The organism is Niastella sp. sgz303648 (genome assembly GCF_059587045.1).
On record NZ_JCAPSW010000026.1, the window covers coordinates 34070 to 59654 of the forward strand.

22 protein-coding genes are annotated in these 25585 nt (G+C 44.5%); 7 read left to right on the forward strand and 15 right to left on the reverse strand.

What is annotated here, in order from left to right; all coding sequences use genetic code 11:
* Positions 1 to 214: 214 nt before the first annotated feature.
* Positions 215 to 583 carry a winged helix-turn-helix domain-containing protein gene (locus AC59IL_RS36885; RefSeq protein WP_496557265.1) on the forward strand — a complete coding sequence of 123 codons (369 nt, stop codon included), beginning with the start codon at positions 215 to 217 and terminating at the stop codon, positions 581 to 583.
* Here the strand turns inward: AC59IL_RS36885 and AC59IL_RS36890 are convergent.
* Positions 573 to 773, reverse strand: coding sequence for a hypothetical protein (locus AC59IL_RS36890; RefSeq protein WP_496557266.1), 201 nt, complete (start codon positions 771 to 773; stop codon positions 573 to 575). The genes AC59IL_RS36885 and AC59IL_RS36890 overlap by 11 nt on opposite strands.
* An 85-nt stretch (positions 774 to 858) precedes the next feature.
* On the opposite strand from AC59IL_RS36890, the gene AC59IL_RS36895 reads away from it, so the two are divergent.
* Both AC59IL_RS36895 and AC59IL_RS36900 read left to right on the forward strand, forming a co-directional pair.
* Positions 859 to 2010 carry a hypothetical protein gene (locus AC59IL_RS36895; RefSeq protein WP_496557267.1) on the forward strand — a complete coding sequence of 384 codons (1152 nt, stop codon included), beginning with the start codon at positions 859 to 861 and terminating at the stop codon, positions 2008 to 2010.
* A gap of 23 nt (positions 2011 to 2033) precedes the next feature.
* Positions 2034 to 3890, forward strand: coding sequence for a bifunctional metallophosphatase/5'-nucleotidase (locus tag AC59IL_RS36900; protein ID WP_496557268.1), 1857 nt, complete (start codon positions 2034 to 2036; stop codon positions 3888 to 3890).
* Here AC59IL_RS36900 and AC59IL_RS36905 read toward each other — a convergent pair.
* The 13 genes from AC59IL_RS36905 to AC59IL_RS36965 all read right to left on the reverse strand — a co-directional run bounded on the left by AC59IL_RS36905 (position 3873) and on the right by AC59IL_RS36965 (position 16501).
* Entirely contained in the window at positions 3873 to 4565 is a 693-nt protein-coding gene (locus tag AC59IL_RS36905; protein WP_496557269.1) for a GNAT family N-acetyltransferase, read from the reverse strand. The two genes, AC59IL_RS36900 and AC59IL_RS36905, sit on opposite strands and share 18 nt — an antisense overlap.
* 20 nt (positions 4566 to 4585) lie before the next feature.
* Positions 4586 to 5695, reverse strand: coding sequence for a glycoside hydrolase family 5 protein (locus tag AC59IL_RS36910; protein WP_496557270.1), 1110 nt, complete (start codon positions 5693 to 5695; stop codon positions 4586 to 4588).
* 32 nt (positions 5696 to 5727) lie between these two features.
* Positions 5728 to 6681 (reverse strand): alpha/beta hydrolase, encoded by a 954-nt coding sequence (locus AC59IL_RS36915; protein WP_496557271.1) that lies wholly within the window; start codon positions 6679 to 6681, stop codon positions 5728 to 5730.
* A gap of 197 nt (positions 6682 to 6878) precedes the next feature.
* Positions 6879 to 7466 (reverse strand): PhnA domain-containing protein, encoded by a 588-nt coding sequence (locus tag AC59IL_RS36920; RefSeq protein WP_496557272.1) that lies wholly within the window; start codon positions 7464 to 7466, stop codon positions 6879 to 6881.
* A 77-nt stretch (positions 7467 to 7543) separates the two neighbouring features.
* Positions 7544 to 7831, reverse strand: a complete 288-nt coding sequence (locus AC59IL_RS36925) for a helix-turn-helix domain-containing protein (RefSeq protein ID WP_496557273.1) — start codon at positions 7829 to 7831, stop codon at positions 7544 to 7546.
* Between the two features lie 82 nt (positions 7832 to 7913).
* Entirely contained in the window at positions 7914 to 8444 is a 531-nt protein-coding gene (locus AC59IL_RS36930; protein WP_496557274.1) for a GNAT family N-acetyltransferase, read from the reverse strand.
* 4 nt (positions 8445 to 8448) lie between these two features.
* Positions 8449 to 8934 (reverse strand): DinB family protein, encoded by a 486-nt coding sequence (locus AC59IL_RS36935; protein ID WP_496557275.1) that lies wholly within the window; start codon positions 8932 to 8934, stop codon positions 8449 to 8451.
* A gap of 182 nt (positions 8935 to 9116) precedes the next feature.
* Positions 9117 to 10235 (reverse strand): AAA family ATPase, encoded by a 1119-nt coding sequence (locus AC59IL_RS36940; RefSeq protein WP_496557276.1) that lies wholly within the window; start codon positions 10233 to 10235, stop codon positions 9117 to 9119.
* Positions 10204 to 10914, reverse strand: a complete 711-nt coding sequence (locus AC59IL_RS36945) for an RNA ligase family protein (RefSeq protein ID WP_496557277.1) — start codon at positions 10912 to 10914, stop codon at positions 10204 to 10206. Before AC59IL_RS36945 ends, AC59IL_RS36940 begins: the two co-directional genes overlap by 32 nt.
* Before the next feature lie 143 nt (positions 10915 to 11057).
* Positions 11058 to 12059, reverse strand: a complete 1002-nt coding sequence (locus AC59IL_RS36950; protein WP_496557278.1) for an SDR family oxidoreductase — start codon at positions 12057 to 12059, stop codon at positions 11058 to 11060.
* Between the two features lie 802 nt (positions 12060 to 12861).
* Positions 12862 to 13431: a hypothetical protein gene (locus tag AC59IL_RS36955; RefSeq protein ID WP_496557279.1), complete on the reverse strand. Its 570-nt coding sequence runs from the start codon at positions 13429 to 13431 to the stop codon at positions 12862 to 12864.
* Positions 13432 to 13633: 202 nt separating this feature from the next.
* Positions 13634 to 15199: an NAD(P)H-hydrate dehydratase gene (locus AC59IL_RS36960; RefSeq protein WP_496557280.1), complete on the reverse strand. Its 1566-nt coding sequence runs from the start codon at positions 15197 to 15199 to the stop codon at positions 13634 to 13636.
* A 12-nt stretch (positions 15200 to 15211) separates the two neighbouring features.
* Positions 15212 to 16501 (reverse strand): serine hydrolase domain-containing protein, encoded by a 1290-nt coding sequence (locus AC59IL_RS36965; RefSeq protein WP_496557281.1) that lies wholly within the window; start codon positions 16499 to 16501, stop codon positions 15212 to 15214.
* 160 nt (positions 16502 to 16661) lie between these two features.
* Here AC59IL_RS36965 and serA point away from each other — a divergent pair, with 160 nt between their 5' ends.
* Together serA and AC59IL_RS36975 are read left to right on the forward strand one after the other, a co-directional pair.
* Positions 16662 to 17900: a phosphoglycerate dehydrogenase gene (serA, locus tag AC59IL_RS36970; protein WP_496557282.1), complete on the forward strand. Its 1239-nt coding sequence runs from the start codon at positions 16662 to 16664 to the stop codon at positions 17898 to 17900.
* 305 nt (positions 17901 to 18205) lie between these two features.
* The gene (locus AC59IL_RS36975) at positions 18206 to 18625 is read left to right on the forward strand and encodes a DoxX family protein (protein WP_496557283.1); all 420 of its coding nucleotides are present in this window, start codon (positions 18206 to 18208) and stop codon (positions 18623 to 18625) included.
* Positions 18626 to 18731: 106 nt separating this feature from the next.
* Here AC59IL_RS36975 and AC59IL_RS36980 read toward each other — a convergent pair whose 3' ends face one another.
* Entirely contained in the window at positions 18732 to 21401 is a 2670-nt protein-coding gene (locus tag AC59IL_RS36980; protein WP_496557284.1) for a DUF5916 domain-containing protein, read from the reverse strand.
* Positions 21402 to 21690: 289 nt separating this feature from the next.
* Here AC59IL_RS36980 and AC59IL_RS36985 point away from each other — a divergent pair, with 289 nt between their 5' ends.
* Together AC59IL_RS36985 and AC59IL_RS36990 are read left to right on the forward strand one after the other, a co-directional pair.
* Positions 21691 to 23886, forward strand: coding sequence for a pyrroloquinoline quinone-dependent dehydrogenase (locus AC59IL_RS36985; RefSeq protein ID WP_496557285.1), 2196 nt, complete (start codon positions 21691 to 21693; stop codon positions 23884 to 23886).
* 179 nt (positions 23887 to 24065) lie between these two features.
* A complete protein-coding gene (locus tag AC59IL_RS36990; RefSeq protein ID WP_496557286.1) occupies positions 24066 to 25556 on the forward strand; it encodes a flavin monoamine oxidase family protein in 1491 nt (496 codons plus the stop codon).
* Positions 25557 to 25585 lie beyond the last annotated feature (29 nt).

Below are 25585 nucleotides of genomic sequence, written 5' to 3' on the forward strand. Positions count from 1 at the left end.
GTTTGTAGTTTGTGGTTCTTTCGGTGAATCATACTTTGCGGTTTTGATCCTGTTACAATTTTAAGGTGTGAGGAGGTAAAGGTGTGAGGAGGTAATAATGATTTTCCAAAGCGCTGCAGCAACTTCAAACCACAAACCGGAAACCACAAACTACTCAGGTGTTTTTGGCAAAAGCCATTTCTTTTACCATTTTTGCGTTAATTTCTGCCTGGGTATGAAGAAACAAATCAAAGACATATTGAATAAAGGAGATTTTTCCGTGAATGGAAGTTTGTGGATTGAAGGCGACGGAACCCGTTTTTTTGGCCCGGGCCCTGTTGAATTACTAAAACTGATACAGGAAACCGGTTCAATAAACCAGGCGGCCAAAAAAATGAGTATGTCGTATAAAAAAGCCTGGGAAATTGTAAACAGACTGAACACCATTACCGATAGCCCGCTGGTAATTACCGCCACCGGCGGCGAAAAGGGCGGCGGCTCCTCCATTTCCGACGAAGCTCAACAACTGATCGACTACCACCAATCCCTGCGCGAACGGTTTAAAAAATTTTTAGAGCAGGAAACAAAGCGGCTCAGGCCATAAAGCTTCCTGTTACCGGTTCCCTGTTTCCGGTTCCCGGTTTCCGGTTTCCGGTTCCCGGTAACTGGTATCTGGTAACTGGTAACTGGTATCTGGTATCTGGTAACAGGTAACTGGTAACCGAAATACCGTGATTAAACGGTTTTTTTCCCATCTTCTTCGGAATAACTTGCCTGTAAAAGCCAGCTTTCATTTATTCCATTTATCCCAGCCAAACGCATAGCAATCAGGCTCCCCAAAATCCACCCTCATATCTTTTACATTTAAACTGCTTGCGTATGTTTAACAATGTTGCATTGAATGTAGTCATTGGACTCATCTTTATTTATCTGCTGTATAGTTTGCTTGCTACCGTTCTTATTGAAATTATTGCTACCAAGCTGGGATTGCGGGCGCGTAACCTGAAAGAGGCGGTTGACAGAATGCTTAACGACGATGCTGTTTTACCCCAACGTTCGTGGATGGGCGATAAATTGTACCGGCTCTGGGATTCGTTGCGTTTGATGAAAAATCCCAAAAATCAGCTGATTTCAAATTTTTACGATCATCCCGAGATCAAATACCTGGGCAGTTCGGGATTGTTTAAAAATCCTTCTGCGTTTAAAGCATTCAGTTTTGCAAAAACACTGATGTACCTGTTAAACGGGGCCGGCCCCATAAACGCCAACAATATTCAAAATGAATTGATCAACTCAGCCCCGCAAATCTTAGGGCCCGAAACAGCCAAATATGTATTAAGTTTATGGCAGGACGCCAAAGGTAATGTAGATGAATTTAAACTGCAGCTCGAAGGCTGGTTCGATCGCACCATGGAACAGGCTACGGAATGGTACAAACGTAAGATTCAGCTGATGCTAATGATACTGGGTTTCATACTGGCCTGGGTGTTCAATGCCGATACCATTGCCATGGTCAAAAAATTATCAACCGATAATAACGCCCGGGAACAAATGGTGCAACTGGCCACCGCGTTTGCAGATAAAAACAACATTTCTGCTTCTTCTGTATCGGCGGCTGTCAAAGACAGTCTGAATGACAAGCAAAGAAAAGAGAGGCTCGATTCATTGCTGGCTGTAAAAAGTTTGCTGGAAACCGATATCCGGAATGCCGGCAGTTTGCTCGGCGCAGGAGGTAGTATTTTGCCCGATACCCTGAATATGGGGGATGCGAAATCCCTGCTTTCCATTGAAACTAATCTGTTACCTGAAGCAGATAAGATTGTAAAACTTGATAATGGCAGCTGGCAGTGTGTTTACGGATCGTTTAGCAGGATCTGTTATTTCGTAAGAGTCGGTGGTAAGCATATTTGGGGATTTTTGATAACGGCCATTGCCATTTCTCTCGGAGCGCCATTTTGGTTTGATTTATTGAATAAAGTAATGCAGTTGCGGGCTTCTTTAAAGCAGCCCAAAGATTCAACAACAGTATAATTTCGAATCCCAAAAAATAACTTATGTCTTATTATAATGGCTATGAACATGCAAACGAAAAAATAACCGATTATGCTTCGCGGTTATTGTGGAGTTCGGTAATTCTTATTGCCGCCACTCTTTTTTTCGTAGTGCCCTGTAATATAGATACGTTTAGTGCAGGCGTTGCAATATTGGTTAGCACCGCACTTTCGCTGCTGACTGTAAGCATGTTGTTTGGGTTGCTGTTGTCGTTAAAACGCGATCAGTCGCGCCAAATGCTTCGGGCCGGCCACGCTACCTTTTTGCAAAGGAACCGGATGGCAATAGCATTAATGCATAGGATTATTTTTTGGACAGGCCTTATTTTACTGGCAGCTTTTCTGGTGATGCTGCTCACTGCTTCCCGGAAAAAAGATAATGACATTGTAGAAATAAATATAGTACAGGTGAATGATGTATACGAAGTAGCGGCACTCGACAGTGGCCGGGTAGGCGGTATGGCCCGCGTAGCCGCTTTAAAAAAACAGTATCTGCAACAAAATACCAATACTTTACTGGTGATGGCAGGAGACTTTGTTAGCCCTTCGGTTTTTAATACGGTATCGCATAATGGCGAAAATGTGCTGGGCAAACAAATGATCGAAGCCATGAATGCCACTGGTTTTGATATCGCCATTTTCGGCAACCATGAGTTTGATATCAATGAACCCGACCTGCAAAAAAGGATGAATGAAAGCCGGTTCACCTGGATTGCTTCAAACACATTTCATACATCGGCTGCAGGCAGAAATGCTTTTGTGCAAAATGGCAAACCCGTTCCGGAAATTCTATTTAAAACCTTTATCAACAGCAATGGCTACACAGCAAAAATTGGTTTTATAGGGCTTACCATCGATGATAACAAAAAGCCCTATGTGCAGTACGATACACCGGCCAATGCAACGGCGGTCAGGCTGTATAATAAGTATAAAGATTCTTGCGATGCCATCATTGCCATTACGCATCAGAATATGAAGGAAGATTCAGCGCTGGCCATGCAGTTACCGTGGCTGGCGGCGATTATCGGCGGCCATGAACATAATGGCCCTCATGCTATCATCGGTCATGTACCCATTACAAAAGCCTATGCCAATGCAAAGTCGGCTTATGTGATAAAAATGGCGATCAATACAAAAAATAAGCAGGTAACAGTAACTCCCGAAAAAGTTGACCTCGATACCAGGGTAATGCCCGATAGTACGGTACAGGAAATTGCCGGCAGGTGGACGAACATTGCATACAATTATTTTGAAAATATGGGCTTTAGTCCGAAAGATATTGTAATGCACACCGGTTCCCCGCTCGAAGGCCGCGACGAATTTGTACGCAAAGGGCCAACGAACCTTACTGATCTGATCACAACGGCCATGCAATCGGCCTATCCCAGATCGCAGGTGGCTGTATTTAATGCCGGCGCCATTCGTGTTGACGATGTACTAAACGTGCCCGTTAGTCAGTATGATATTTTACGGGCCATGCCTTATATGGATTCGGTGAAACTGCTGAGGGTGAAAGGAAGCACGCTTATTAGACTCTATTTGGCCAGCCGTTCATTGCCGCCGGATAATGGTATGTTTTTACAGTTTTCGCCTTCATTTACATTTAATGCCGCAACTCAAAAGTGCATGCTCGGCAGTTTGCCCATCGATGAATCCGGCAACTATTATGTTGCCATGGCCGATTATATTCTGCGCGGAAAACAAAGCGTATACGATTTTTTGAAAAACGAGCCTGTTACCATCATTCCAAAGCCCGATACAAAAGGAAATGTCACCAACATTGATTATATGGTGATTGATTATTTGAAAATGGGGGCGCAAAAGGATCAGGCAAAAGTTAACCTACCCAATCTTCATTAACTGCCAGAAAGTGATGGTCCTTCTTTTCGCAAACCCCAAATATTCATACAAACTTATCGCCCGCTCGTTGGTTTCCAGTACGTGCAAAAAGGGCGTGATGCCGGCTGCGAGATTTGTATTGCAAAGATGAGCCGTCAGTTGCTGCGCATATTTACGGCCGGTATAGTCGGGGTCGGTGCAAATGGCGCTGATTTCGGTTAACTGGTCAAGCCGCATTCGTTCACCTGCAATGGCTACCAGTTTATTGTGCTGCCATATGCCGTAATAGTTACCCAGTTTATAAGTGTCGGGCAGGTAATAACCTGGCTGTACCCTGTTGATGAGGTTAAACATATCGCCCCTGTGCGCGACAGTTAGTGGCGTTATGGAGTCGGTGGTTTCTATGGTGGTGACCGGTTGTTGCAGCACCATTTGTACACAGGGTAATTCTTTAAGCACTATCCAGTTTGAGGGCAGGGGAGGAAGCTCTCCAATCAGAAAAAAGATCTCATCCGTTTGCAGCCAGTTATTCAGCAGAATGATATTGTCGGTATGTTCCTGATCAAAAGCGGCAAAAGGCAATATACTGCGCTGGTAACGCTTCACATGTTTACCGCCAAGGCCAAACGATTGCTGAACGCCTATAAGCGCCCACCAGGCAGGATTATCTAACTTTTCAAACAGGGCATTGATCATGCTGCGATATTATGAAAAATTTATTTTCTGCCAAACGCAGTTTTTAACACGGCAGCAGGATCGGGTTTGAATACATATTGCTGCGTGTTTTTGTTAAACCAATACAGTCCATATTCGGTTGACTCATCCCTGGTTCGATAGGTCCAGTAGGTAAAGGGTATCTGGTTCTGATAAAATATATCACACACATCGGTCAGGTAGTTTAAGTTATTCGGGCAACGGCTGCGCACACCCATCTGGTTTACAAAAACCGGCACATTGTGATTGTTTCTGAATTGAATGGCCGGTTGCAGGATCTGTTTTAAATAATCTTTGTTAAGTGTTACCGGGTTGCCATCTAAATCAGTATAGTTATCGGGATATGAAACTATGGGAAGATTCGCCTGTTCTCTTTTTTCAGGTTTTATATAATCGGTGGGCAGGTAATAATTGAAGGTATAAATAATTTTCGGGTCTTTGGTGGTGATGCTTTCTTCCAGCAGATTGATGTCGTAGTGATCATTGGGGCCAATTATAACCGGTGTAATGGTATCGTACTTTCTTACTGCCGTAATCAGTTCTTCATAAAACTGTACCACCTGCTGCGAGGTCACCGGCTTTTTAGGATGCGGTTCCGACAACAATTCATATGCAGCTATATAAGGTTTGTCTTTATACCGTTGTACCAGAAATTGCCAGGTGTCAATAAATTCCTGTTTAAGCGATGCATTGGTCCAGTAATTTTCGGTTGAATCGCCCGCGCCCTGATCGGAACCGGCAAATAAAACCACCCACAATTTCTGACTGGTACACCAATCGATATATTGATCAAGCAAGGCCAGGCCATCGGGACTTATATTACCCGGCGCGCCGGATAAACGAATATCGCTGCCTGCTCCGCCAAAATACCAGCGAAAGGGCATACGCACCACGTTCGCACTCATGGCCACTGCTTCTGCTGCATCCTGCGGCTGGGCGGTTGCCCACCACCCCCAGTTTACGCCTCGAAGTTCAATGGTGTTTCCCTCAGGTGTTTTGATGATTTTGCCATTGATGGTAAGTCGCACCGGTGCATTATTATCTACCGTCGGGCTATCTGTTTTTTTGCAGGAGAATAGTATAATAGCAACGCAGGGTATCAATAATCTCATATGGTCAGTTTCTGTGGGTGGTATGATAATGTTTAATCCATATATAGTTTACTGGTAATAGCGGCACCGCTGATGACGCTTTTGAAAAACGGCACGGCACGGCTCATGGTGTATGGCGCATTGTATAAATCAGGACCATGACCTGCGCCCTGTTTCAGATGAAGAATGCACGGAACATTAACAGCGTATAACCTTCGGCTTAAGCAGGCCGAGCCAAACTCCATACCATAATTAGGACAATCGCCTGAGTGTCCGTAATCGTATGGTACCACGCCATCGGCGGTTCCATGAAATGATATCATTGGTTTTGCCGTTGCTGCAGAAATAAGATTTGAATCGGGTAAAGCGCCCCATAAATTGGCAACGCCTTTAATGGTAAAGGAATTGGTTAAGGTATTTCCGCTTGTATTGATAGGTCCTAATGCAGCGCGTTCGGTTGTGGCTAATTGTTGTGCTATGGCATCGGTAAAATAAGTGGTTAGTAAAGCGGTGCCTGAACCGGCGCTGGAACCACCGATAAAAATATGGCTGGTGTCGATAGCATAGTCACCTGCTTTTGATACCAGGTATCGCAGGGCTGCATTGGCATCCTGTATGGCCCGGTACGCGGCAAGGCGTTTCGAGGATGTGTCGCCATCGCACTTAGCGACACCGTTTCGCCATCCTAACCGGTAATTGATTGTAACAGCTACAAAGCCCGAATCGGCCAATATCTGGCAATGATTACTCATGTCTTCCTTTTGGCCTTCAACAAAGGCGCCGCCATGGATAAATAATACCAAAGGATATTTGTTACTGGTTTCGGCGCCGGCCGGGAAGTAGATGTCCATCAGCAAAGACTGCTGAACACCGCTGGTGTCGGGGGCTATAGCATATTGTATGTTTTGTAAATTGGTGAGTGGCTGACCGGGGGAGCCCTGGTTATTTTTGGAACAGGAAAATAAAAATAAGGTACACAACGTAAAGGGTACAATTAAAAAGCGCATAGTAAGGGTGTTATATTAAAAATATGGCCCCTATGACGCTATTAAAATGTCAACGTTTAAGCGTAGTATAGCCCTTATAGAAACATTTTCGTATATGCTAAATATGAATTATGTAAACAGGTTTGAAAATCAACCTGTAATTCATTATTTAAACAGAAATCTGCGCAAAAGATTTTTATTGTGACGCTACCTCTTTTTTATGCTCCACTCTGTTTTCTTACATATTTGGTAAGAATAACAATTAACTGGCCTTCAATTTTACCTTCAATTTGTTCGGTATTATCTTCTACAAGGCGAATGTTCTTTACCACGGTGCCCATTTTGGCATTTAAGGTAGACCCTTTTACATCGAGCGATTTTATTAAAGTAACCGAATCGCCGTTTTGCAGCTGGTTGCCATTGCAATCTTTATGCAGTTCAACAGCTGCATCGTTCTCATGATCGCCGGTGGCTTTGGCCCAGGCAAGCGTTTCGTCGCTCAGGTACATCATATCGAGGTTATCCATTGCCCAGCTTTCGTTCTTTAAGCGGTGAAGCATACGCCACGATACTACCTGTATGCCAGGAATTTCGCTCCACATGGTTTCGGATAAAAACGTCCAGTGACTGCTGTTTAATTCGGCTTTTCTTTCGATCTGCATCAGGCAGTTGTCACAGATGAGGATCGTATTATCGGCATTGCTGTTCGACGCAGGAGGTACTTCATACAAATGGAGTGTACTGCCCGATTTGCATAATTCACAGGTATTGCCGCTTCTTTGTTGCAATTGTTCTTCAATTTTCATGATACGATGTATAAAAATGGCGGCGAAGGTAATATTTTTTTTATACTATGAGGGCTTGGAAAAGATGAGGTGATTTTTTAAGCACGTTTGCGTTTGGGAGGTTTTTTTGATGCGTGTATAATAGGCTCACCTAACTCTGCTTCTAATTTTGCCAACGTTTTCAGCGTAAGGTTGTGATTGCCTTTTAGCCATTTGTTTATCTCGGATGGTTTTTTCTTCATTTTATCGGCCAGGTCTTTTTGGGTATATCCTTTGGCCTCGAGAATCTGATAAATACGCATGACAATTTCTGTGTACTGCCGTACAAAAATTCTTATTTCTTCAGGAGTTTCCTCTTGTATTTTCTTTGCAACTTTACTTCTCATATGATTGTATTACAGAAAAATTTCCTCATCACCATTCGCAATTCTAATGCAAAAATATTCACTTATAAGTTAATTTTAAAATTTACCTTTTGTGGTACATTTTATTCATCCACGCCATAGGAATATCGGCTTCAAAACCGCCCGACTTTGATTTAATTCTGTTTACCATACGGCCTTCGATGGCAAAACCCAGACTTTGATAAAATGCAATGGCTTTTGTATTCGATTCGCGGGCTATCAATTCAATGCGTAAAATATCTTTTCTGTTTTCTTCCACTTCTTTTAACAGCGTTTGAAACAACCGTTTTCCAACGCCTTGTTGCTGAAAACCGGGGTCAACGGCAATAGTAAGTTCACTTAGTATATGGGCAAAAACGGCCGGCTGTAATTTATAACAGTGAATTTCACCAATGATGGTATTCGTTCCGGTGTGCTCTGCCACATATTCAATACCATTGTTTGCGGCATTGCTCATGAAATGCTGCACATATGCTTCCGTTATTTCATCATAAGTTCTGGCAAGTCCGTCTGACTGCCGGCTTACCTTTTTATACAGGGAAATGATCTGGTCTTTATCTGTATCACGGGCCGGGCGCAAATGATATTGATCCATTTTTTTAGTTTTTAGTGCGTGAAACCCAGCGTGGTGGTTCAGTGCCTCCCTGCCGCAATAATAAATTTAATTGCGCTGTATGATGTTGTACGTGGCGCATGTTATACAATAGTATTTCCAATAAAGGATAACTCCTGTATTCATTAACAAAGGGTGTGGCAAGCCGCTCTTCGGTTAAGCTGCTGATCACTTCATAACATTTCTTCCGGCCGAATGCCAGATAGGTAAGCAATTCTGATTTACTGTACACCCGTTCGGGCATTATTCCGGCCGGGTCCATTTCAGATAAGTTGAAGGGCGCCGGCGGCATAAAGTTTTTGGGGTCGTCGCTTAAATAGTAATCGAGATAAAACAGGGTATGATAGCCGATATACCAGAAATTTGCTTCTGTGTTCCACAATTCATCAGGACAAGCCATGATTGCATTCTCAAGCATATCTATAGAGGCCCCGAACTGGTGCCACAGAATGGTGTTTAGTGAAGATTCCATTAAAATTTTATTTACAAATTTACGTTTCAAACCACCTTGCCATACAAAAAGAATAAGGCACAAGGTCCGGGGGGACAAGGCTCAAGGTCTTGAGATTTGATCAGGCCGACCGAATTTAAACGTCTTGAACCTTGTACCTTGTGTCTTGTGCCTTAAGCTTGTGCCTTGTATTCCTGTGCCTTTTATACTTGCCAGTTAACCTGGTGGGCTTCCCATAATACAGGCACTTCGAGTTTACTGATCAGTTTTTCGATCACCTGAACGGGCACAACGGCTTCGCGCTGGTTGTTTTGTTTGAACAAGTGCGCATAGGGCGCTTCGATATAAATGATCCTTACCGCCGCCCGGTAGGTGGTGAAAAGATCAGTTAATTGCTGCCGCATCGACAGGGTAGTATTGGTCGCGTTCCATATAAAACCCTGTTGTTTACGTAAAAACGAGCGGGCCTGTTCCTTTGCCTCCTGAATTACCTGTCCGTTACCGGTTTTATCAGTTGCGTCAATGTCCCAATCATGCCTGATGGCATCGAGCGAAATCACGGGCATACCCTTGAAATTTTTTTTAATAAACGAATCTTTTCCGGCGCCCGGTAAACCGCTCATCATGATCACTTCCGTTTGCGGTTCTTCAAAAGGAATGTAATCAACGTGACTGTCTTCTTTTTGCAGATAGTGCATACGGGCATGATCAGTTGCAAAAGGCCTTGCATGACCCCAACAATTGTGCTCGCGGCAAAATTCTTCAAAACAATCTATGCGATAAAGCAGTTCCTGCCGGTCGTTACAAATGCGCCCCAGTGCATCGGCTCTTGCCAGTAAAGCCAGCCATTGGGTATTTACTTCAAGACTTGCACGAACGAGCGTCCTGAGCGGATCCTTCTTTTCGAATATCCACAGGGGCAAGCCATGATAGCGTACCAGCGCAACGATCTGCTCACGTATGGCAAATGGAGCCGGTTCATCGCGATAAAGTATTTGCCTTGTCGTAAGCGCTCCTTTTTTCGCATGACCGGCCGATGTAATGCTGCCATCGGGCTCAGTTATGGTAGTGCTGTATTTTTCAACATCGTGCAACAGGGCGGCTGCGAATAGTATTTCTTTTTCGTGCTGTTGCAATTGCTGAAAAGCCGGTAGCTGCTGCAGTTCAGCCAGTACCATTTGTGTATGTACCGCAACATTACCTTCGGCATGGTGACGGGCATCCTGCGGAACCAGCTGCATGCGATGCACCCAATGAAACTTATTTTCAAGGTAAGACCAGTTTTTATTGTCACTGATTGTCCACATACTTACCTCCTTCATAATTTAAGCGGGCGCGTTTCCAGTGACGTGTCCAGTGCTCACTGGTTTTAACGTGTCCTTTTCGTACATATTTAAAAACGTTTTGCGAAAAGGCATCTGTTGAATATCCTTTTACATTACGGGTTACAATACCTTCAATGGTAGTTGGCTGGCCGGTGAGTATATCGTGCGGTTGCAACAGGCCCCGGCCGGCTGCAAGCGATAGCACTTCTTTTTCAAACAACACTTTATCAGCTTCGGGTTTAAACACAGTAATCTCCGGTACTGTGGGCAGCCCCAGTAACGACGCATAAAACTTTGTTTCTTCCCAACTCAGCCATTGATCGTGTTCACGAATGGCAAATACATAAAAATGATGATCGAGATTACGGTATTCGATGGAGTGAATGGCGTATAAGTTTTCCAGAAAAATTTCCATGGAGCCCAGGTCATTCTTTATGCTGTGCCAGTATTGCCGTATGCTTTCCGTCCACGCACTGGTTGTGGGCGCTGCATGTGAGCGGGCAAAAACGCCGTAACGCGATAAACAATTGTTTTCGCCATCGAGCTTTTCGGTATGCACCAGGCAGGGGATGGCCTGCAGGTGCTGCCAGTAATCGTGTTGAATACGATCGTCGCTGGTGGTACCCGGTGAAAAGGGATAATGATACGTTCGGCCATATTTTTGTGAAATAGCCATGTAATTACATTTAATATACAAAAAAAGGATTACTGCCTCCCGGGAGCGGGGAGGATCATTGAACATTTAATATGTTAATGACATTACATGGCGCAAGGTTTTGCCGTTTTGTGATTTTGGAAGGCAAAAGTAATACTAAGCGATTAAAAGTGCAAATGAGATCTTCTTCTCCCACCCATCATCAACCCCATCGTTAATCCTGCAAGTCCGGCGGCTAATCCGGCGATCAGCAATTTTCCACCCGTTGTTTTGGTAAATGATTTTCGCCAGCCGCCTTCGATGCTGGTGCCATAATCGACCGGATCAATAATGTTGCCGCTGGTGGCGGGCAGGGGATCGGCCTGTTTGAGGTAAGTGCGAATAACTGATGCTGTTATGGCCCGGCTCAAGGCCGGAAACAGATTGTAAGCTATTTTTAAAAATGCAGCTGTTGCACCAATGGTTGTTGTTGACTGTGGATCGTAGATAATATCTATCACTTTGCGGGCTACTTTTTGCGGACTGCCTACAGGCGGCGCGGGTTTTATTGATTTGCCGGTATAATTGGCTGCATGTTGTATGCCGGGCGTATCTAAAAAACCGGGATACAAATCACATACATGAATATTAGGGTATTGGGTCAGCTCGCCTTTTAATGCTTCGGAAAAACCACGCAGTCCGAATTTGCTGGCCGAATAGGCGGTGCCGTAAGGAATGGGGAACCAGCCGCCTACTGAAATGTTATTGATCAATATGCCATGCTTTTGTTGTTTGAAATAGGGAAGCACAACCTGCGCGCTGTGTATATAGCCTAAAAGATTTATTTGTATCACTTCTTCATTTACTTCGGCTGGTATATCTTCCAATACCCCGGCTGCCAGCACACCGGCATTGTTGATCCATACATCAATGGTGCCGCCAAATTCAGCTGCTTTGGCCGCCAGTGTTTGAATGCTTTCAACCGAACGAATATCGGTAGGAACCGCCAATGCAATGCCACCCAAACCATTACATTCTTTTACCACTTCTTCCAGCGCCTGCTGCCGCCTTGCAGCCAGCACCAGTTTAGCGCCATGCTGCGCCAGTTCTATGGCCATTGCCCTGCCCACGCCACTGCTGGCGCCGGTGATCACCACGGTGGTATCTTTTAACTCCTGATTTGTCATATGGCTTTTAATACATTTGCTACAAGAAACAAGCCAGATGAAAAGGCACAAGATTCAAGGAACAAGGTTCAGGGCCTTGTTCCTTTAGTATTTGCTTCCTTTCTTATTTTGAAAATGCTTATACAACCTGTTACCACCCACCAAACAGGGGAAATCATCTTATACGCATATAATTCGCGATGATGGCTCGTCTGGGAAAAATCATCCATCAGATCTAATATGTTTGCTGGAGGGCTAATTGCAGGAGCTTTCCAGGTAATAAACAAATAAGTTTCAAATATAATATTGGCTATGTTGTACAAAACGAAAACACTCCATACCCAATAAAGCAATCGCATATTTTTTGCTCTGCGCACTAAAATAAAAGCGAGTATATAAAAAACAAGGAAGCTAAGCAACCATGCTAAAAATTCAGGATAAGTGAAAAGGGGAACAAAAATTCTAAAGGGTAGAAATAGAAGCACATCCGACTTTGAAATAAAAAACAGGTTGATGACCGCGCATGTGATTAACATCCAGGTTGTAAACCTTTTTAATTTTTGTATTCCGGAATGCTTTATTGCCTTATAAAAAAATACAATAAAGATTATTGCGAGCACCAGAAGAAGAAAGTACCATTTATAAACTTCAATGTAATAACGGAACATAAAAGCAATATTCGTTTTTTATTACACTGTTTTGAAAATCTTTTTCGCTAAAGCTTATAGGGCGTTACGCAATAGTTTTGAGTAACGCAATACGAAGGTACAGGCAATACCGTATTGCCTGCAGCTGTAACCGTTGAATGGTAAAAGCGAAATCCTTATTGTGGTTGTTTTGATTTTCCTAATCCTGAACCCAGATAAATCTGTAATCCGATGCCCAGCACCAGATCGCTTGTGTTGGTGCGACTGCCAAAACCTACAATGCTTGAGTATTTAAGCAGCGCTTCCAAACCTACATTTGACGATATAAAATGAGCTACGCCGGGGCCAATGCTAAGACCGAGTCCGTTGGTAGATTCGCCGTTGGCGGGATTGGTTCCATTGATTCCTAATGTGCCTTCAAAAAATAATCGTGAATGCCTTAGCACATTAACATCTACAGCGCTAAAATAATAACGGCCCAGCGCCCCAACACCATAGTCGATACCGGTGCCGGCTCCTTTGGCGGTTTGCAAACTGAAATCGACATAGGCGCCCAATGCCACATTGGTTTGTACAAAAAATGCCAGCTTGGGTGATAAACTAAAATTAAACAGGCCACCTTCATTCAAACTTAATCTGAAATCGGCAATATCGGCGCCTACTAAAAAATTACCCTGTTGCAGCTGTGCGGTTGCGGTTGTACTTACTATCAGAACAATAAGAAATGTTGTAGCAGTTTTTTTCATATTATGATTTTTTATGGCCGTTGTGGGTAGGCGTATAAAAAAATTGTGCCTAACGCAGGTGTAGGTTTTATGTAATAAAGTTACAAGTTACAAGTTACAGGTTTCAGGTTTCAGGTTGCCGGTTACCAGTTGCCTGGAAAGCCGGTAACCGGTAACAATATATTTGCCTGCTCGCCACTCGCTATTTCCTACTGCCCATTGCCTATTTCCTACTGCCTATTGATTGATACGCCTGCCCCAGAAAATCGATAATATCCGAAGCGATCAGGGATGGCTGTGAGGTATAGGCGGCAGCCAGATCCCCTGCAAGGCCATGCAGATATACACCTGCAATGGCTGCCTGAAGCGGTGCATATTTTTGCGCCAGCAATCCTGTAATGATGCCTGTAAGCACATCGCCGGTACCACCTGTAGCCATACCCGCATTTCCGGTGCTGTTAAAATAACCGGCGCCATCGGGTGATGCAATGAAAGTATAGCGTCCTTTTACAATAATATGCACCTGGTATTCCGCCGCTTTTTGCAAAGCGGTTTTTATACGTTCGAACTCATTCGCGGTTTTTCCAAACAATCGCTCAAATTCTTTCGGGTGTGGTGTAAGTATCGTACCTGCCGGTATCTTGCTAAGCAATGTTTTTTCTTCTGATAATATATTCAATGCATCGGCATCAATGACCATCGGATGCCGGTTCTGCTCAAAAACCGATTGCAGCAAAGCTGTATGTGAAGCATATCTGCCCATACCGGGGCCTATGCCTATGGCATCGTATTGATCCAGCCCGCTGACCGATTTTATATAGCCCTGAGCGTATTCGAAGGGCTGGCCGGAGGGCTGAGCGTCCTGAGCGAAGTCGAAGGATGCGAAGCCTTCAACCTTACTCATCGCCTCCGGCGCCGATACCTGCATAATTGTATAACCGATGGCAGGAATATGGCAGGTAAGTTTGCCTACGCCGCTGCGTAAACAAGCCCTTGCGCATAGTACTGCAGCGCCCATCATACCCTCGCTGCCGGCAATAATGGCCGCATGTCCGTAATCGCCTTTATGCGAAAAAGGCGAACGTGGTTGTATAATAGAACGAACAACAGGCGCATCAACCAACTGATAAGGGGAGGGGGTGATTTGTAAATAACCGGCATGCAAACCGATATCAAGTATATGCACTTCGCCTATATAAGCTGCATTTTCAGCCATCATAAATGCCGGCTTATAACATTGAAAGCTGAGCGTTTGCCGGGCATGAATAACCACATTGTTTTTTGAACTGTGATCAACAAATAAACCACTGGGTATATCGATGGCGATTATTTCATTGCCGCTTTGATTAATATGTTTCACCACATTGGCCGTTAATCCTTCAAGCGGCCGGTTTAAACCTGAACCCAGCAGGGCATCGATGATAATATCGGTAGAAGGAACCGGGTGAAGCGTTTCTTCGGATGAAATGAACCTGATTTGGGCCGTGGTTTCGTGCAGGCGGGCGAGGTTTACCTGAAAATCGTCGGTACCCTTATGGCCAAATTCCAATATAAATACGGTAACTGTATGGTGACTTTCGGCCAGCAGGCGGGCAATGGCCAGTCCATCGCCTCCGTTGTTACCCTTGCCACAAAAAATTGAGAATTGTTTTCCTTTATAGCCATTCTGTAATAACCATTCGAAACAAGCCGTAGCAGCCCGTTCCATCAGGTCTACAGAGGCAATAGGCTCATGACGGATGGTATACTCATCCCATGCCCTGATTTGTTCCGTAGCAAAAATCTGCATCCGGAAAATTACCTACTTTTTGGCAGTAGCGCGGCGGTTGGAGCTTTTCTTTTTATAAGCAGTGGCGTGCGACCGGCGTTTGACAACAGGCTTTTCGGCCCGTACCATCTGATTCTGATTATTGTTTTCATCATCATCGTACCGGTTCTGGTTCTGCATATAATCGCCAAAAATATCGGCCATTTCTTTTACTTTATACACATACCGGCAGTCGTTATTACACAAAGCAATGATGGTGGCGTCTTCATCAACCATACGGTAAAAAGAAGTGCGGTTACCGTGCCACCAGCCGTTGTGATAAATGAGTTTTTTGCCATTTTTCAGCATATACATGCGCCATCCGAGGCCATAATTGTGGGTACCGGGTTTTTCGAAGCTATAACCCGAATAAGCCGCATCGAGGGTTTCTTTTTTGAAGAAAGTATTGTTTTGCAGAGCCTGGTCCCATTTCAGCAGGTCGCGAACGGTGCTGTAAATGTTCTTATCGCCATATACCAGGTCAAGAAATTCAAATGCATAAGGCCGGCCACTGTAATAAAATGAGGGAACCATGCGGTTCGAGTCGGCCATGGTAAAAACGTAGGTATCATTCATGCCCAGCGGATCGAAAAAGGTCTTTTTCAGGTAATCTTTATAGGGCATACCGCTTGCCTTTTCAATGATCAGGGCCAGCAGGGCAAAGTTGGTATTGGAATAGCTGAAACCCCGGTTGGGGGCGCCGATGGGAATATCTTTGTGGCGGGCAATGATAAAATCAAGCACATCCTGGTTGGTCACCATCCTGTGTTTATCCCATCCCATTTCGCCCATATAATGATCGTACTTGGGAATACCGCTACGATGGCTCAATAACAGCCTCACTGTAACGCCTTCGAGGGGAAAGCCGGGTAAGTATTTCGATACCGGATCATCGATGTTCAGCTTGCCTTCCTGCCACAATTTCAAAGTGGCCATGCCGGTAAAAGTTTTTGAAACTGAGGCAAGATGAAAAGGCGTATTGGGGGTGATGGAATCTCTTTTATGGCGGGGATCTACAAAACCGTTGTATTCTTCGTAAACGATTTGTCCGTTTTTAGCAACCAGTACACTGCCATTAAAATGGGTTCTGCCGAGGGTTGAATCCAGGTGACTACTGACCATTTTCCTGTAATAACTCACCTCGTCGGGAGTTAATGGGGTTGCATGGGGAAGCGATGCCGTATCGCTTTCATTCACAGGGGAAGAGGTAACCTTCTTATTGTTAACACGTGCGCAACTCTGCAATGCCAGTAATGCCAGCAATAAGCTTACTAAGTTTTTCACCAGGACTATCTAATTTTTAGTTTCAGATTAATTTACAAAGGTACAGAAATCGGGCCAGTTACAGAGCTGTTTAACCAGTATTTATATGTCAACAATTCTGCAACTATGAGCTATATTTGCAATCCTTTAACAAGATAACGTAAAAGAAGGGGATTCAATTATGACTGATAAAAAAATAACGAGTTACCCCAAGGAAAAGATAAATATTCTTCTACTTGAGAACATCAGTGACACAGCCGTTAAATTTTTTAAAGACAATGGTTATGTATCCGTTAAAAAGGTATCGGGCGCTTTGAGTGAAGATGACCTGGTTCGTGAAATAAAAGATGTGCATTTATTGGGTATTCGATCCAAAACATTAATTACACCAAAGGTGCTTGATGCGGCTAAAAAGCTGCAGGCCATTGGTTGTTTTTGCATTGGTGTAAACCAGGTTGATTTAAAAAGTGCCAGAGAGCATGGGGTAGCTGTGTTCAATGCACCCTATTCCAATACCCGTTCAGTAGCCGAACTGGTGATCGGGTTATCTGTTTTGTTAATTCGCCGCATTATCGATAAAAATAAAGCTGCGCATGATGGTATTTGGTTAAAAGAGGCCAAAGGTAGCTATGAATTGCGTGGTAAAACGTTGGGCATCATAGGTTATGGCAATATCGGAACGCAGGTGAGCGTGCTGGCCGAATCCATGGGTATGCGGGTAATTTTTTATGATACCGTAACCAAATTACCGCTGGGCAATGCAGTGGCAAAGAAATCGTTAAAAGAGGTGGTAAGCCAGGCCGATATAATAACCCTTCATGTACCGGAAACAAATAGCACCAAAAACCTGATCAATAAAAACGTACTGAAGTACTTCAAAAAAGGCTCTATTCTTATCAACTATGCCCGGGGTGAAGTGGTTGATCTGGATGCTTTAAGTAAAACTATTCAGGAAGGGCAGGTGACCGGCGCAGCAATTGATGTGTATCCCTGGGAGCCTGAAAAAAATGGCGACAAATTTACCACGCCGTTGCAGGGATTGCCCAATGTGATCCTTACACCCCATATTGGTGGTTCTACCGAAGAAGCACAGCAGAATATCGGCGAAGATGTTAGTAACAAACTGTTCCAGTACCTAGAAATGGGCGTAAGCATCGGATCGCATACGGTACCCCCGTTAAGCCTGCCGCCGCAGGAAGGCACCCACCGCATATTGCATATTCACAAAAATGTGCCGGGTGTGTTATCGGCTATCAATACTGAATTATCAAAACATAACATCAACATCCTGGCCCAGTACCTGAAAACGAATGAGGAAATAGGTTATGTGGTATTGGATGTAGACAGAAAGATTTCGAACACCGCTGTTCAGTTGCTGAAGGAAGTTAAGGAGACTATTAAAGTAAGAATGCTGTATTAGAGTTACAAGTTACAGGTTCCAGGGTACAAGGTACAATAAACAAGATATAAGCTATTTAAGGGTTGTCAGTCGATTGATTGATGACCCTTTTCTATTAAACCTTTTGTATCGTAAGACCCTGCAACCTGTAACCTGGAACGTGAAACCCATTTACGTCGTAATCACCCCCTTACATTGTCATTTACACACCCTGTTATACCCGGTTTTTGAATATATTTTTGTTTCAGCATTTGAAACTGATCTGCCGATCATCAGTAAACGCAAAAAACAAAAAAAACTATTCACCAATTATTAAACTATTTGTTATGAAAAAAACTAACATTTTTTACTGGGTATTTACAGGGTTGTTTGCTTTTTTAATGCTGGGTTCTTCAATTCCTGATATTATCAGCTCGCCGATTGCTGTTCAGGGTATGCACACTGACCTGGGTTATCCTATCTTCTTCATACCATTTATCGGAGTGGCTAAATTTTTAGGAGTTGTTGCTATACTGGTTCCCGGTTTTCACCGGTTAAAAGAATGGGCTTATGCCGGATTGTTCTTTGATCTGATAGGCGCTACTTATTCTATACTGGCTGTAGGCAAACCCGACTGGATGTTTATGGTATTGCCTTTAGCGCTTGCAACTGCTTCCTATGTTTTTTATCATAAGAGAAGAAAGCTGCAGGCCGCTGGCGCCACTACCCGCAAAACAAATGATATCGGAGGTGTTGCATTACAATAAAAGTCCGCAAGACCGGATACCAGTTACCGGGTCCCAGGCAATCGGTTCCCGGTAACCGGTAACAGGAAACCGGTTACCGGGTCCCAACAACAAGCCACAGGGCACATTACTTCAAAAATCTGTAAGTACATTTTACCAGGAAGATATTCCTTGCATCGCTGGTAAATGCATTATTGAATAAACTTTTGGACAGAGGCACATCGCGGTCGAGATCGGATGAAGCATCGGGTGTATTGCCCTGCGACCATACAAGGTATAATTCAGAACCGGGTTTATATTCCCATCTTACAATAAAATTTGAGCGGAACTGCACAAAGTTGAAATCGGGTTTGCTGAATGTATAATCGGTTGTTCCGTCGCCGTTCTCATCTATCGCATATTCTCCATTCACTTCCTTTATTTCATTGGTGTTGAAAACATGAAACCGGTCGTTGAATTTTTTTGCCAGCGGGTCGGTTACATAGGCAAAATTACTGTATTTGGGGCGTGTAATATAGGGCTGTCCGTAATATTGCAACGTTAAATCGGGGGTGATATTATAACTTAATCTACCGGTAAAACGCAGGGTATTTTGCCTTACTTCGCCGGTAATGCTCCTTGTGGTGTTGTTAAAGGTTACATTGTTTACAAACTGGTCCTGCCGGCGCCAGTTATAATTATACGTTGCGTTAACACTGAGGCGCAAGGCATTCAGGGGCTGAAAAGAAACGCCTAAAGTGTATTCACTCACTTTCATTGTATTGGCGAAGCCCCAGAAGTTGTACATGCTGTAATTGATATAGGCTTTCTTTCGGTAATCGGTTGTTACAAAAAAATTGTGCGACATACCGGCGGGCCGGCGAATGGCAACAGCTCCGCGTAATGAAGTGTTTGAAATATCGAATGGGTTCCAGGTGGTGCCGGTGCCCGCCTGCCAGTTGTTTTTAAAAGTGGCGTTTGTATTAAAGTTGAAGGCCTGGTACGTAAATTTTCCGCTGTAATCCCAGCGCGACCAGTGGTTATAATTCAACCGTGCATTGCGAAAAAACCAGAATGATTTCTGATAATGAATACCTGCCCAGGTAAAATGATTGATTTCATTAGCCGTTAGCATAAAACCAATATCGTTCAACTCAAGCTCGGGCGAACGCAGGGTAATACCGGTTTCAAATTTAAATACCTGTCCGAGCCTGCCCGGCCGGCCACCGGTTTTTCCAAAACGAATGGTACCGCCGGTACCGGTAAGTGAAGTGCGTGTACTGTCTACCGATACTTCGCGGGCGCCGCTGCGTTGAAAAAGGTGTTCGAAAGATGTTTGTGTGTTTAATATAGCTTCTTTGGTTCCCTGTACGTGGCTAAAAATAACATTGCCGCGGATGTACCAGGTGCGGTTTTTCCATTGATGTAAAAAGTCGAGCCCGCCCGAATAGGCATTGCGGTGTAACAGATCATTCAATCCGTTGCTGCGGTTTACGCCGGTAAAAATGCCGCCGATAATGGTTTTACCTGCATGAATATCTTTTTGTAATCTTCCTACAAAATAACTGGTCTGGGGTTCTACCAGTGCTGAACGCCGTTCGCCATGGTTGTCGATGGTGGCTTTTTCTTTTTCGGTAATGCTTTCGAGTACGCCGATGCTCCAGCCTTTTCTTGTTTTTCCGCTAAACTTCGCGGCGCCGAGGATACTTGTATTCTGCGGCATTTTCACGTATTCTCCATTGGCGGTATCAGGATACCCGTGGGGCGAGCCGCCGATACGGCGCGAGTAAAACAGCAGGTCTGAATCATAATCGCCGCCGGCTTCGGAACCGGTTAGCTGGTAATCGAAAATATTGCGGCTTTCCATAAAGAAGGGCCGGCGTTCTTCAAAAAAATTCTGAAAGCCATCTATGCGAACCTGCGATGGATCTGCTTCTACCTGTCCGAAATCGGGATTAACGGTAAAATCCAAAATAAGATCATTGGTAACGGCAAACTTGCCATCGAGGCCACCGGTTATTTTGCTGTCGCTGCCTTTGGCAAACGGATTGCCCGGTTCTGCTTTGTATTTATCGGTTTGAGCTGTAACATAAGGAGCAATTTCAATTTGGCGGTGCATGGGAATATTCTTAAGACCATGCAGTTCGCCAAACCGGCTTACCCAAACGCCGGTGCTTTGCGGAATGAATTGCCAGCAGCTCAATTCTTCTTTTCTGAATATGCGCCGGGTAACCTGTATGCCCCATACCTTATCGGTTTCGCTGCCATAACGCAACTGGCTGAAAGGAATTTTTACTTCGGCCGTCCAGCCGGTTTCATCAATATGTGTTTTGGCAAACCAAATGGGGTTCCAGTTTGCATCCCAATTATTACCATCGAACGAAACAAATTCATCTCCCCGTACACCCGATACCGATAGGGTGAAAGAGAAGGCATTGCGGTGATCGTGGTAGCTATCGATATTTATTTCTACCCAATCGCCGGGGAACTGGTCGCGGCGGTCCATACGTTTGATGATCGAATCGGGGTGCTGGTCAATACAGTGATAGGCTATATAAAGGAATGTTTCATCGTACAAAATTTTAAATTGGGTGGGTTGCGATGGCGGTTGCCCTTCACCGGGCCTCCATTGCGTAAAGTCGCCGCTCCAGTCAACGGCCTTCCAGGCTTCTTCCGATGGAATGCCATCCAATGTGATCGATCCCTGCAAATGTTGGGTATAATATTTTCTTCTTTCAACCGTGGTATCGGCCGGATTTCCCATGGCTGTAACAAAAACAAAAGGCAATAACAGTACAAGCAGGCTGGTCGGGTTCATAATTCCAATTGTACTGATAATTCCATTTAGCCAAAAGCTAAAGTACAACAGTGGCAATTTTTTTGTTTTGTGAGGCAACAGTTTTATATATGAAAAAGGGAGAGTGGCTGTTTTCATGAATAGTTTAATAAAAAATCATATGTAAAGGATGAGCGGACGGGCTAACTCAAAAAAAAATTGTAAGTTCACTTTCAGCCACTTAAAACCACTGCTGTTCTTTTAGCCGGTACGGCTTCAATAAAACCTACCACAATGTGAACGGGTATCGCATAATTGTATACTCATTCATATGATACTTTTCTACCAGCGTTCGGTACAAATACTGTATTGTTTGTTGCTATTGCTGCTTATCATTCCGGCAGCATGCAACAATAAAAACACCAACTGGGCTGTGTACAAGGCCGATGTGCTTAGCAGCAGTTACTCTGCGTTAAACCAGGTCAACAAACAAAACGTGCATCAGTTAAAACTGGCCTGGGTTTTTAATCCCAATGATGCGGCGCCGGGCTCGCGGTTCGCGAACAGCGAATGCAATCCTATTGTAATTGATGGCGTCATGTATTTTACTTCGGCCCGGCACCGTTTGTATGCCATTTCAGCTGTAACCAGTGAACCGATGTGGTCGTTCGATCCTTTCGATGGTGGTGATGGTGGCGGCGTAAACAGGGGCGTAACCTGGTGGCAGGATGGGAATGATAAAAGAATATTGTTCACCGGTGGTGATAACCTATATGCCATTGATGCCCGCACCGGCAAACCGGTGCCTACATTCGGTAATAACGGCAAAGTGAGTATGAACCTGGGCATTCGCGATGATCCCAATACCATTTCAATAAAACCTACTTCACCCGGTATTGTTTACCGCGATCTGCTGATCATCGGAAATGAAGTATCGGAATTATACGGTGCGCAACCCGGTTATATCAGGGCGTATAATATCAGAAATGGAAAACTGGTATGGACCTTTCACACTATTCCCAAACCCGGCGAACCGGGTTATGAAACATGGCCGCCGGATGCCTGGAAATATGCAGGCGGTGCCAATGACTGGAGCGGTATGAGTGTTGATGAAAACCGGGGCATGGTGTTTCTGGCACTGGGATCACCTTCATACGACTTTTACGGGGCCGACCGCAAAGGACAAAACCTGTATGGCAATTGTATTGTGGCGCTGGATGCAGCCACCGGCAAACACCTCTGGCATTTTCAAACCATTCACCACGATCTGTGGGATTATGACCTGCCTGCTCCGCCCAACCTCGTAACCGTTATCAAAGAGGATAAACAAATTGATGCGGTAGCGCAAACTTCCAAAGTAGGTTTTTTATATGTATTGAACCGCGAAACAGGCGAGTCGTTGTTTCCGGTAGAAGAGCGGTCGGCGCCGGCTTCGGATGTGCCCGGTGAACACGCCTGGCCTACGCAACCTTTTCCGTTGAAGCCCGCGCCTTATGCGAAACAGCAGATTACGATCGATGACCTGGCCGGTTTTTCACCGGCTTTGCATGATTCGCTGGTTAAACAGTTTAAATCGTTACGCTATGATGGTTTGTTCACGCCGCCTTCGCTGAAAGGTTCATTGAATTTTCCGGGAACCATTGGCGGATCAGAGTGGGGTGGTGCCGCCTGGGATTCTGTTACCGGTATTATTTATGTGCGATCGAACAACTCGCCCGAGATTGACCAGCTACAAAAAATTGAACCCGATAATACTCCATCCGGTTTGTCGGGTTTTCATTCAGGTAAGGCCATTTACATGAATTATTGTGCCGGTTGCCACCGCGAAGACCGGAACGGAGATGAACCGTTATACCCTTCGCTGGTGGATGTTGAAAAAAGATTGACCAAAGAACAGGTGATCAAAAAGATCAGGGATGGTGGTGGAAAAATGCCGCCATTTTCGACCGTGCTTCACGGAAAGGAAGGTGCCATTGTATCTTTTCTGTTTGCCGGTGAGGAGGAAAGACGATTATCAAGGATGGCATCTGACCTGTCGGAGATTCAAAAAAACAAATCGGCCTTTATCCCTGCGGTTAGCCGCTCTTCGGCAAAGGATACGGCAACGTCTTACTTAAACATGCTGGCCTATGCACAATGGGAAAGTTCCAATGATCATCCTGCCATAAAACCACCCTGGGGCCAGTTGCATGCCATTAACCTGCACACCGGCGAATATGCCTGGAGTATTCCCATTGGTAACGACAGCGCCCTGCAGCAAAAAGGAGCGCCGTACACCGGTTTAACCGGTTCGCCGGGGCCTATTGTAACCGCCGGCGGACTTGTATTTATTGCCGGTACCAAAGACAAAAAATTGCGGGCGTTTGATAAAGACAACGGTAAATTATTATGGGAAGTGAGTCTGCCGGCCTTTGGTTCATCAACTCCCTGTACGTATATGCGAAACGGAAAGCAATATATAGCCCTTTCGGTAGCGGGCAACAAAAGCAACGCGGCGGGTTATGTAATAGCGTTTGCGCTGCCGTGAGGTTCTCGCGCAAATTTTGTTTGTGGTCACCAAAAGAACCACAAACTACAAACCTCAAACTATAAACTGCTTTTGCTTCGCCGCCCTGGCGAGAAATTATTGGTGAAATAAATGACTATCAAATGCAAAAGTCACCAACCGGCACCTGTTTTGCTAATGTTACACTCAAATTTTAATAGATGAAAAATGTAAAAAGAAGGGATTTTATAAAAAATACACTCATGGCAGGGGCCGGTACTGCACTTCCAGCTGCTTTTCCTGAATTTATCAAAGGCGAACTGCCCGATGATGCTATGCATAAACCGGTTACAGGAAAAAAGGTAATAGTAATAGGCGCCGGCATTACGGGTTTGTGTTGTGGTTATGAATTAATGAAAAGCGGGCATGATGTGGTGGTGATGGAAGCAACGGGCAGGTATGGTGGAAATGTATTTACCGGTCGCGATGGATTGGCTGATGGGTTGTATGCCGATTTTGGCGCCGACCATATTACCAAACCCGGCTACGAGGAGTTTTTTAAATATGCAAATGAATTTAATCTTTCCGTATTGCCATATCCGCATGCCGAAGGTTCAGATGCTGCACCCGGCAGAAATGCGCTTAGAATGATCGACGGAAAATTTTATAACGAAGAAATGCTGAAAGATGCAGCCGTGTTGAAAAAGTTAGGTTTCAATGAACAGGAAGTGGTTTTTTTATCGCAAAATCCCTGGTATGCTCTTCAATCGTTATTTACCAAACCATTTATTGGAAAATTTACCGATGCGTATCAACCCTTTGGTGTTGGCTATGATGACCTGGATAAAATTTCAGCGGCTGATTTTTATAAAAAATATGGCGCTTCAGATACAGCGCTACATTTTTTGGGAGGAAAAAACGCATCGGCTTTATATATGCTGTGGCGATCGGCCATCATGCAGCGACGTGGCATACCGCTTTCAGGAGGTGATACCTTTCGCCTGAAAGGAGGAAACGAACAATTGCCCATGGCTTTTGCCAAACGATTGGGAACAAGTTTAAAATTAAATCACCTCGTACTGAACATTAAACAAAACAATACCGGGGTAACAATAAGCTATAAAGCATATGGTTTTAATGATGTAAAGGAAATGAGCGCCGATGTGCTGGTGAGTTGTATTGCGCTGCCTGTATTTAAAACGATTCCGGTAACACCGGCCCTTTCATCCGCCAAACAATATGTAGTAGATAACCTGCCTTACTCAACACATTCTTTTTATGTATTTGAAGCCAGTTCGAAGTTTTGGCTTGAAGATGGTTTTAAAAGCATTAACATGGAATTTGAACATCCCGAAATATCTTCTATTTGGGAAGAACCGAATGCCGTTGAAACAAGCCGCATCATTCTAAAAGCATACGGACCGGCCGGCCTTTCGCCCCAACGCGTATTGGCAGCTTTCAGGCAGGTATATCCCGGCAAACACGATACCATAGAACAGGCTTTAACAAAAGACTGGTCAAAAGAAATATTTGCCCCTGTAAGTACAATGGAGCCTTATCCGCCGGGTACCATGCGAAAGTTCTGGCCACAGATTTTAGTACCCGAAGGAAGAATATATTTTGCCGGAACCTATGCCGATAACCTGAGCCGGGGTATGGAATCATGTATCCGTTCTGCACAACGGGTAGCAAAGGAAATAGGGAGCCTTTAATTGGGACAGATGGCTTACACTCCGCATAA

Coding starts and splice junctions, on each gene's coding strand:
- AC59IL_RS36885 (WP_496557265.1), top strand. CDS start 215: ATGAAGAAACAAATCAAAGACATATTGAATAAAGGAGATTTTTCCGTG.
- AC59IL_RS36890 (WP_496557266.1), bottom strand. CDS start 773: ATGAAAGCTGGCTTTTACAGGCAAGTTATTCCGAAGAAGATGGGAAAA.
- AC59IL_RS36895 (WP_496557267.1), top strand. CDS start 859: ATGTTTAACAATGTTGCATTGAATGTAGTCATTGGACTCATCTTTATT.
- AC59IL_RS36900 (WP_496557268.1), top strand. CDS start 2,034: ATGTCTTATTATAATGGCTATGAACATGCAAACGAAAAAATAACCGAT.
- AC59IL_RS36905 (WP_496557269.1), bottom strand. CDS start 4,565: ATGATCAATGCCCTGTTTGAAAAGTTAGATAATCCTGCCTGGTGGGCG.
- AC59IL_RS36910 (WP_496557270.1), bottom strand. CDS start 5,695: ATGAGATTATTGATACCCTGCGTTGCTATTATACTATTCTCCTGCAAA.
- AC59IL_RS36915 (WP_496557271.1), bottom strand. CDS start 6,681: ATGCGCTTTTTAATTGTACCCTTTACGTTGTGTACCTTATTTTTATTT.
- AC59IL_RS36920 (WP_496557272.1), bottom strand. CDS start 7,466: ATGAAAATTGAAGAACAATTGCAACAAAGAAGCGGCAATACCTGTGAA.
- AC59IL_RS36925 (WP_496557273.1), bottom strand. CDS start 7,831: ATGAGAAGTAAAGTTGCAAAGAAAATACAAGAGGAAACTCCTGAAGAA.
- AC59IL_RS36930 (WP_496557274.1), bottom strand. CDS start 8,444: ATGGATCAATATCATTTGCGCCCGGCCCGTGATACAGATAAAGACCAG.
- AC59IL_RS36935 (WP_496557275.1), bottom strand. CDS start 8,934: ATGGAATCTTCACTAAACACCATTCTGTGGCACCAGTTCGGGGCCTCT.
- AC59IL_RS36940 (WP_496557276.1), bottom strand. CDS start 10,235: ATGAAGGAGGTAAGTATGTGGACAATCAGTGACAATAAAAACTGGTCT.
- AC59IL_RS36945 (WP_496557277.1), bottom strand. CDS start 10,914: ATGGCTATTTCACAAAAATATGGCCGAACGTATCATTATCCCTTTTCA.
- AC59IL_RS36950 (WP_496557278.1), bottom strand. CDS start 12,059: ATGACAAATCAGGAGTTAAAAGATACCACCGTGGTGATCACCGGCGCC.
- AC59IL_RS36955 (WP_496557279.1), bottom strand. CDS start 13,431: ATGAAAAAAACTGCTACAACATTTCTTATTGTTCTGATAGTAAGTACA.
- AC59IL_RS36960 (WP_496557280.1), bottom strand. CDS start 15,199: ATGCAGATTTTTGCTACGGAACAAATCAGGGCATGGGATGAGTATACC.
- serA (WP_496557282.1), top strand. CDS start 16,662: ATGACTGATAAAAAAATAACGAGTTACCCCAAGGAAAAGATAAATATT.
- AC59IL_RS36975 (WP_496557283.1), top strand. CDS start 18,206: ATGAAAAAAACTAACATTTTTTACTGGGTATTTACAGGGTTGTTTGCT.
- AC59IL_RS36980 (WP_496557284.1), bottom strand. CDS start 21,401: ATGAACCCGACCAGCCTGCTTGTACTGTTATTGCCTTTTGTTTTTGTT.
- AC59IL_RS36985 (WP_496557285.1), top strand. CDS start 21,691: ATGATACTTTTCTACCAGCGTTCGGTACAAATACTGTATTGTTTGTTG.
- AC59IL_RS36990 (WP_496557286.1), top strand. CDS start 24,066: ATGAAAAATGTAAAAAGAAGGGATTTTATAAAAAATACACTCATGGCA.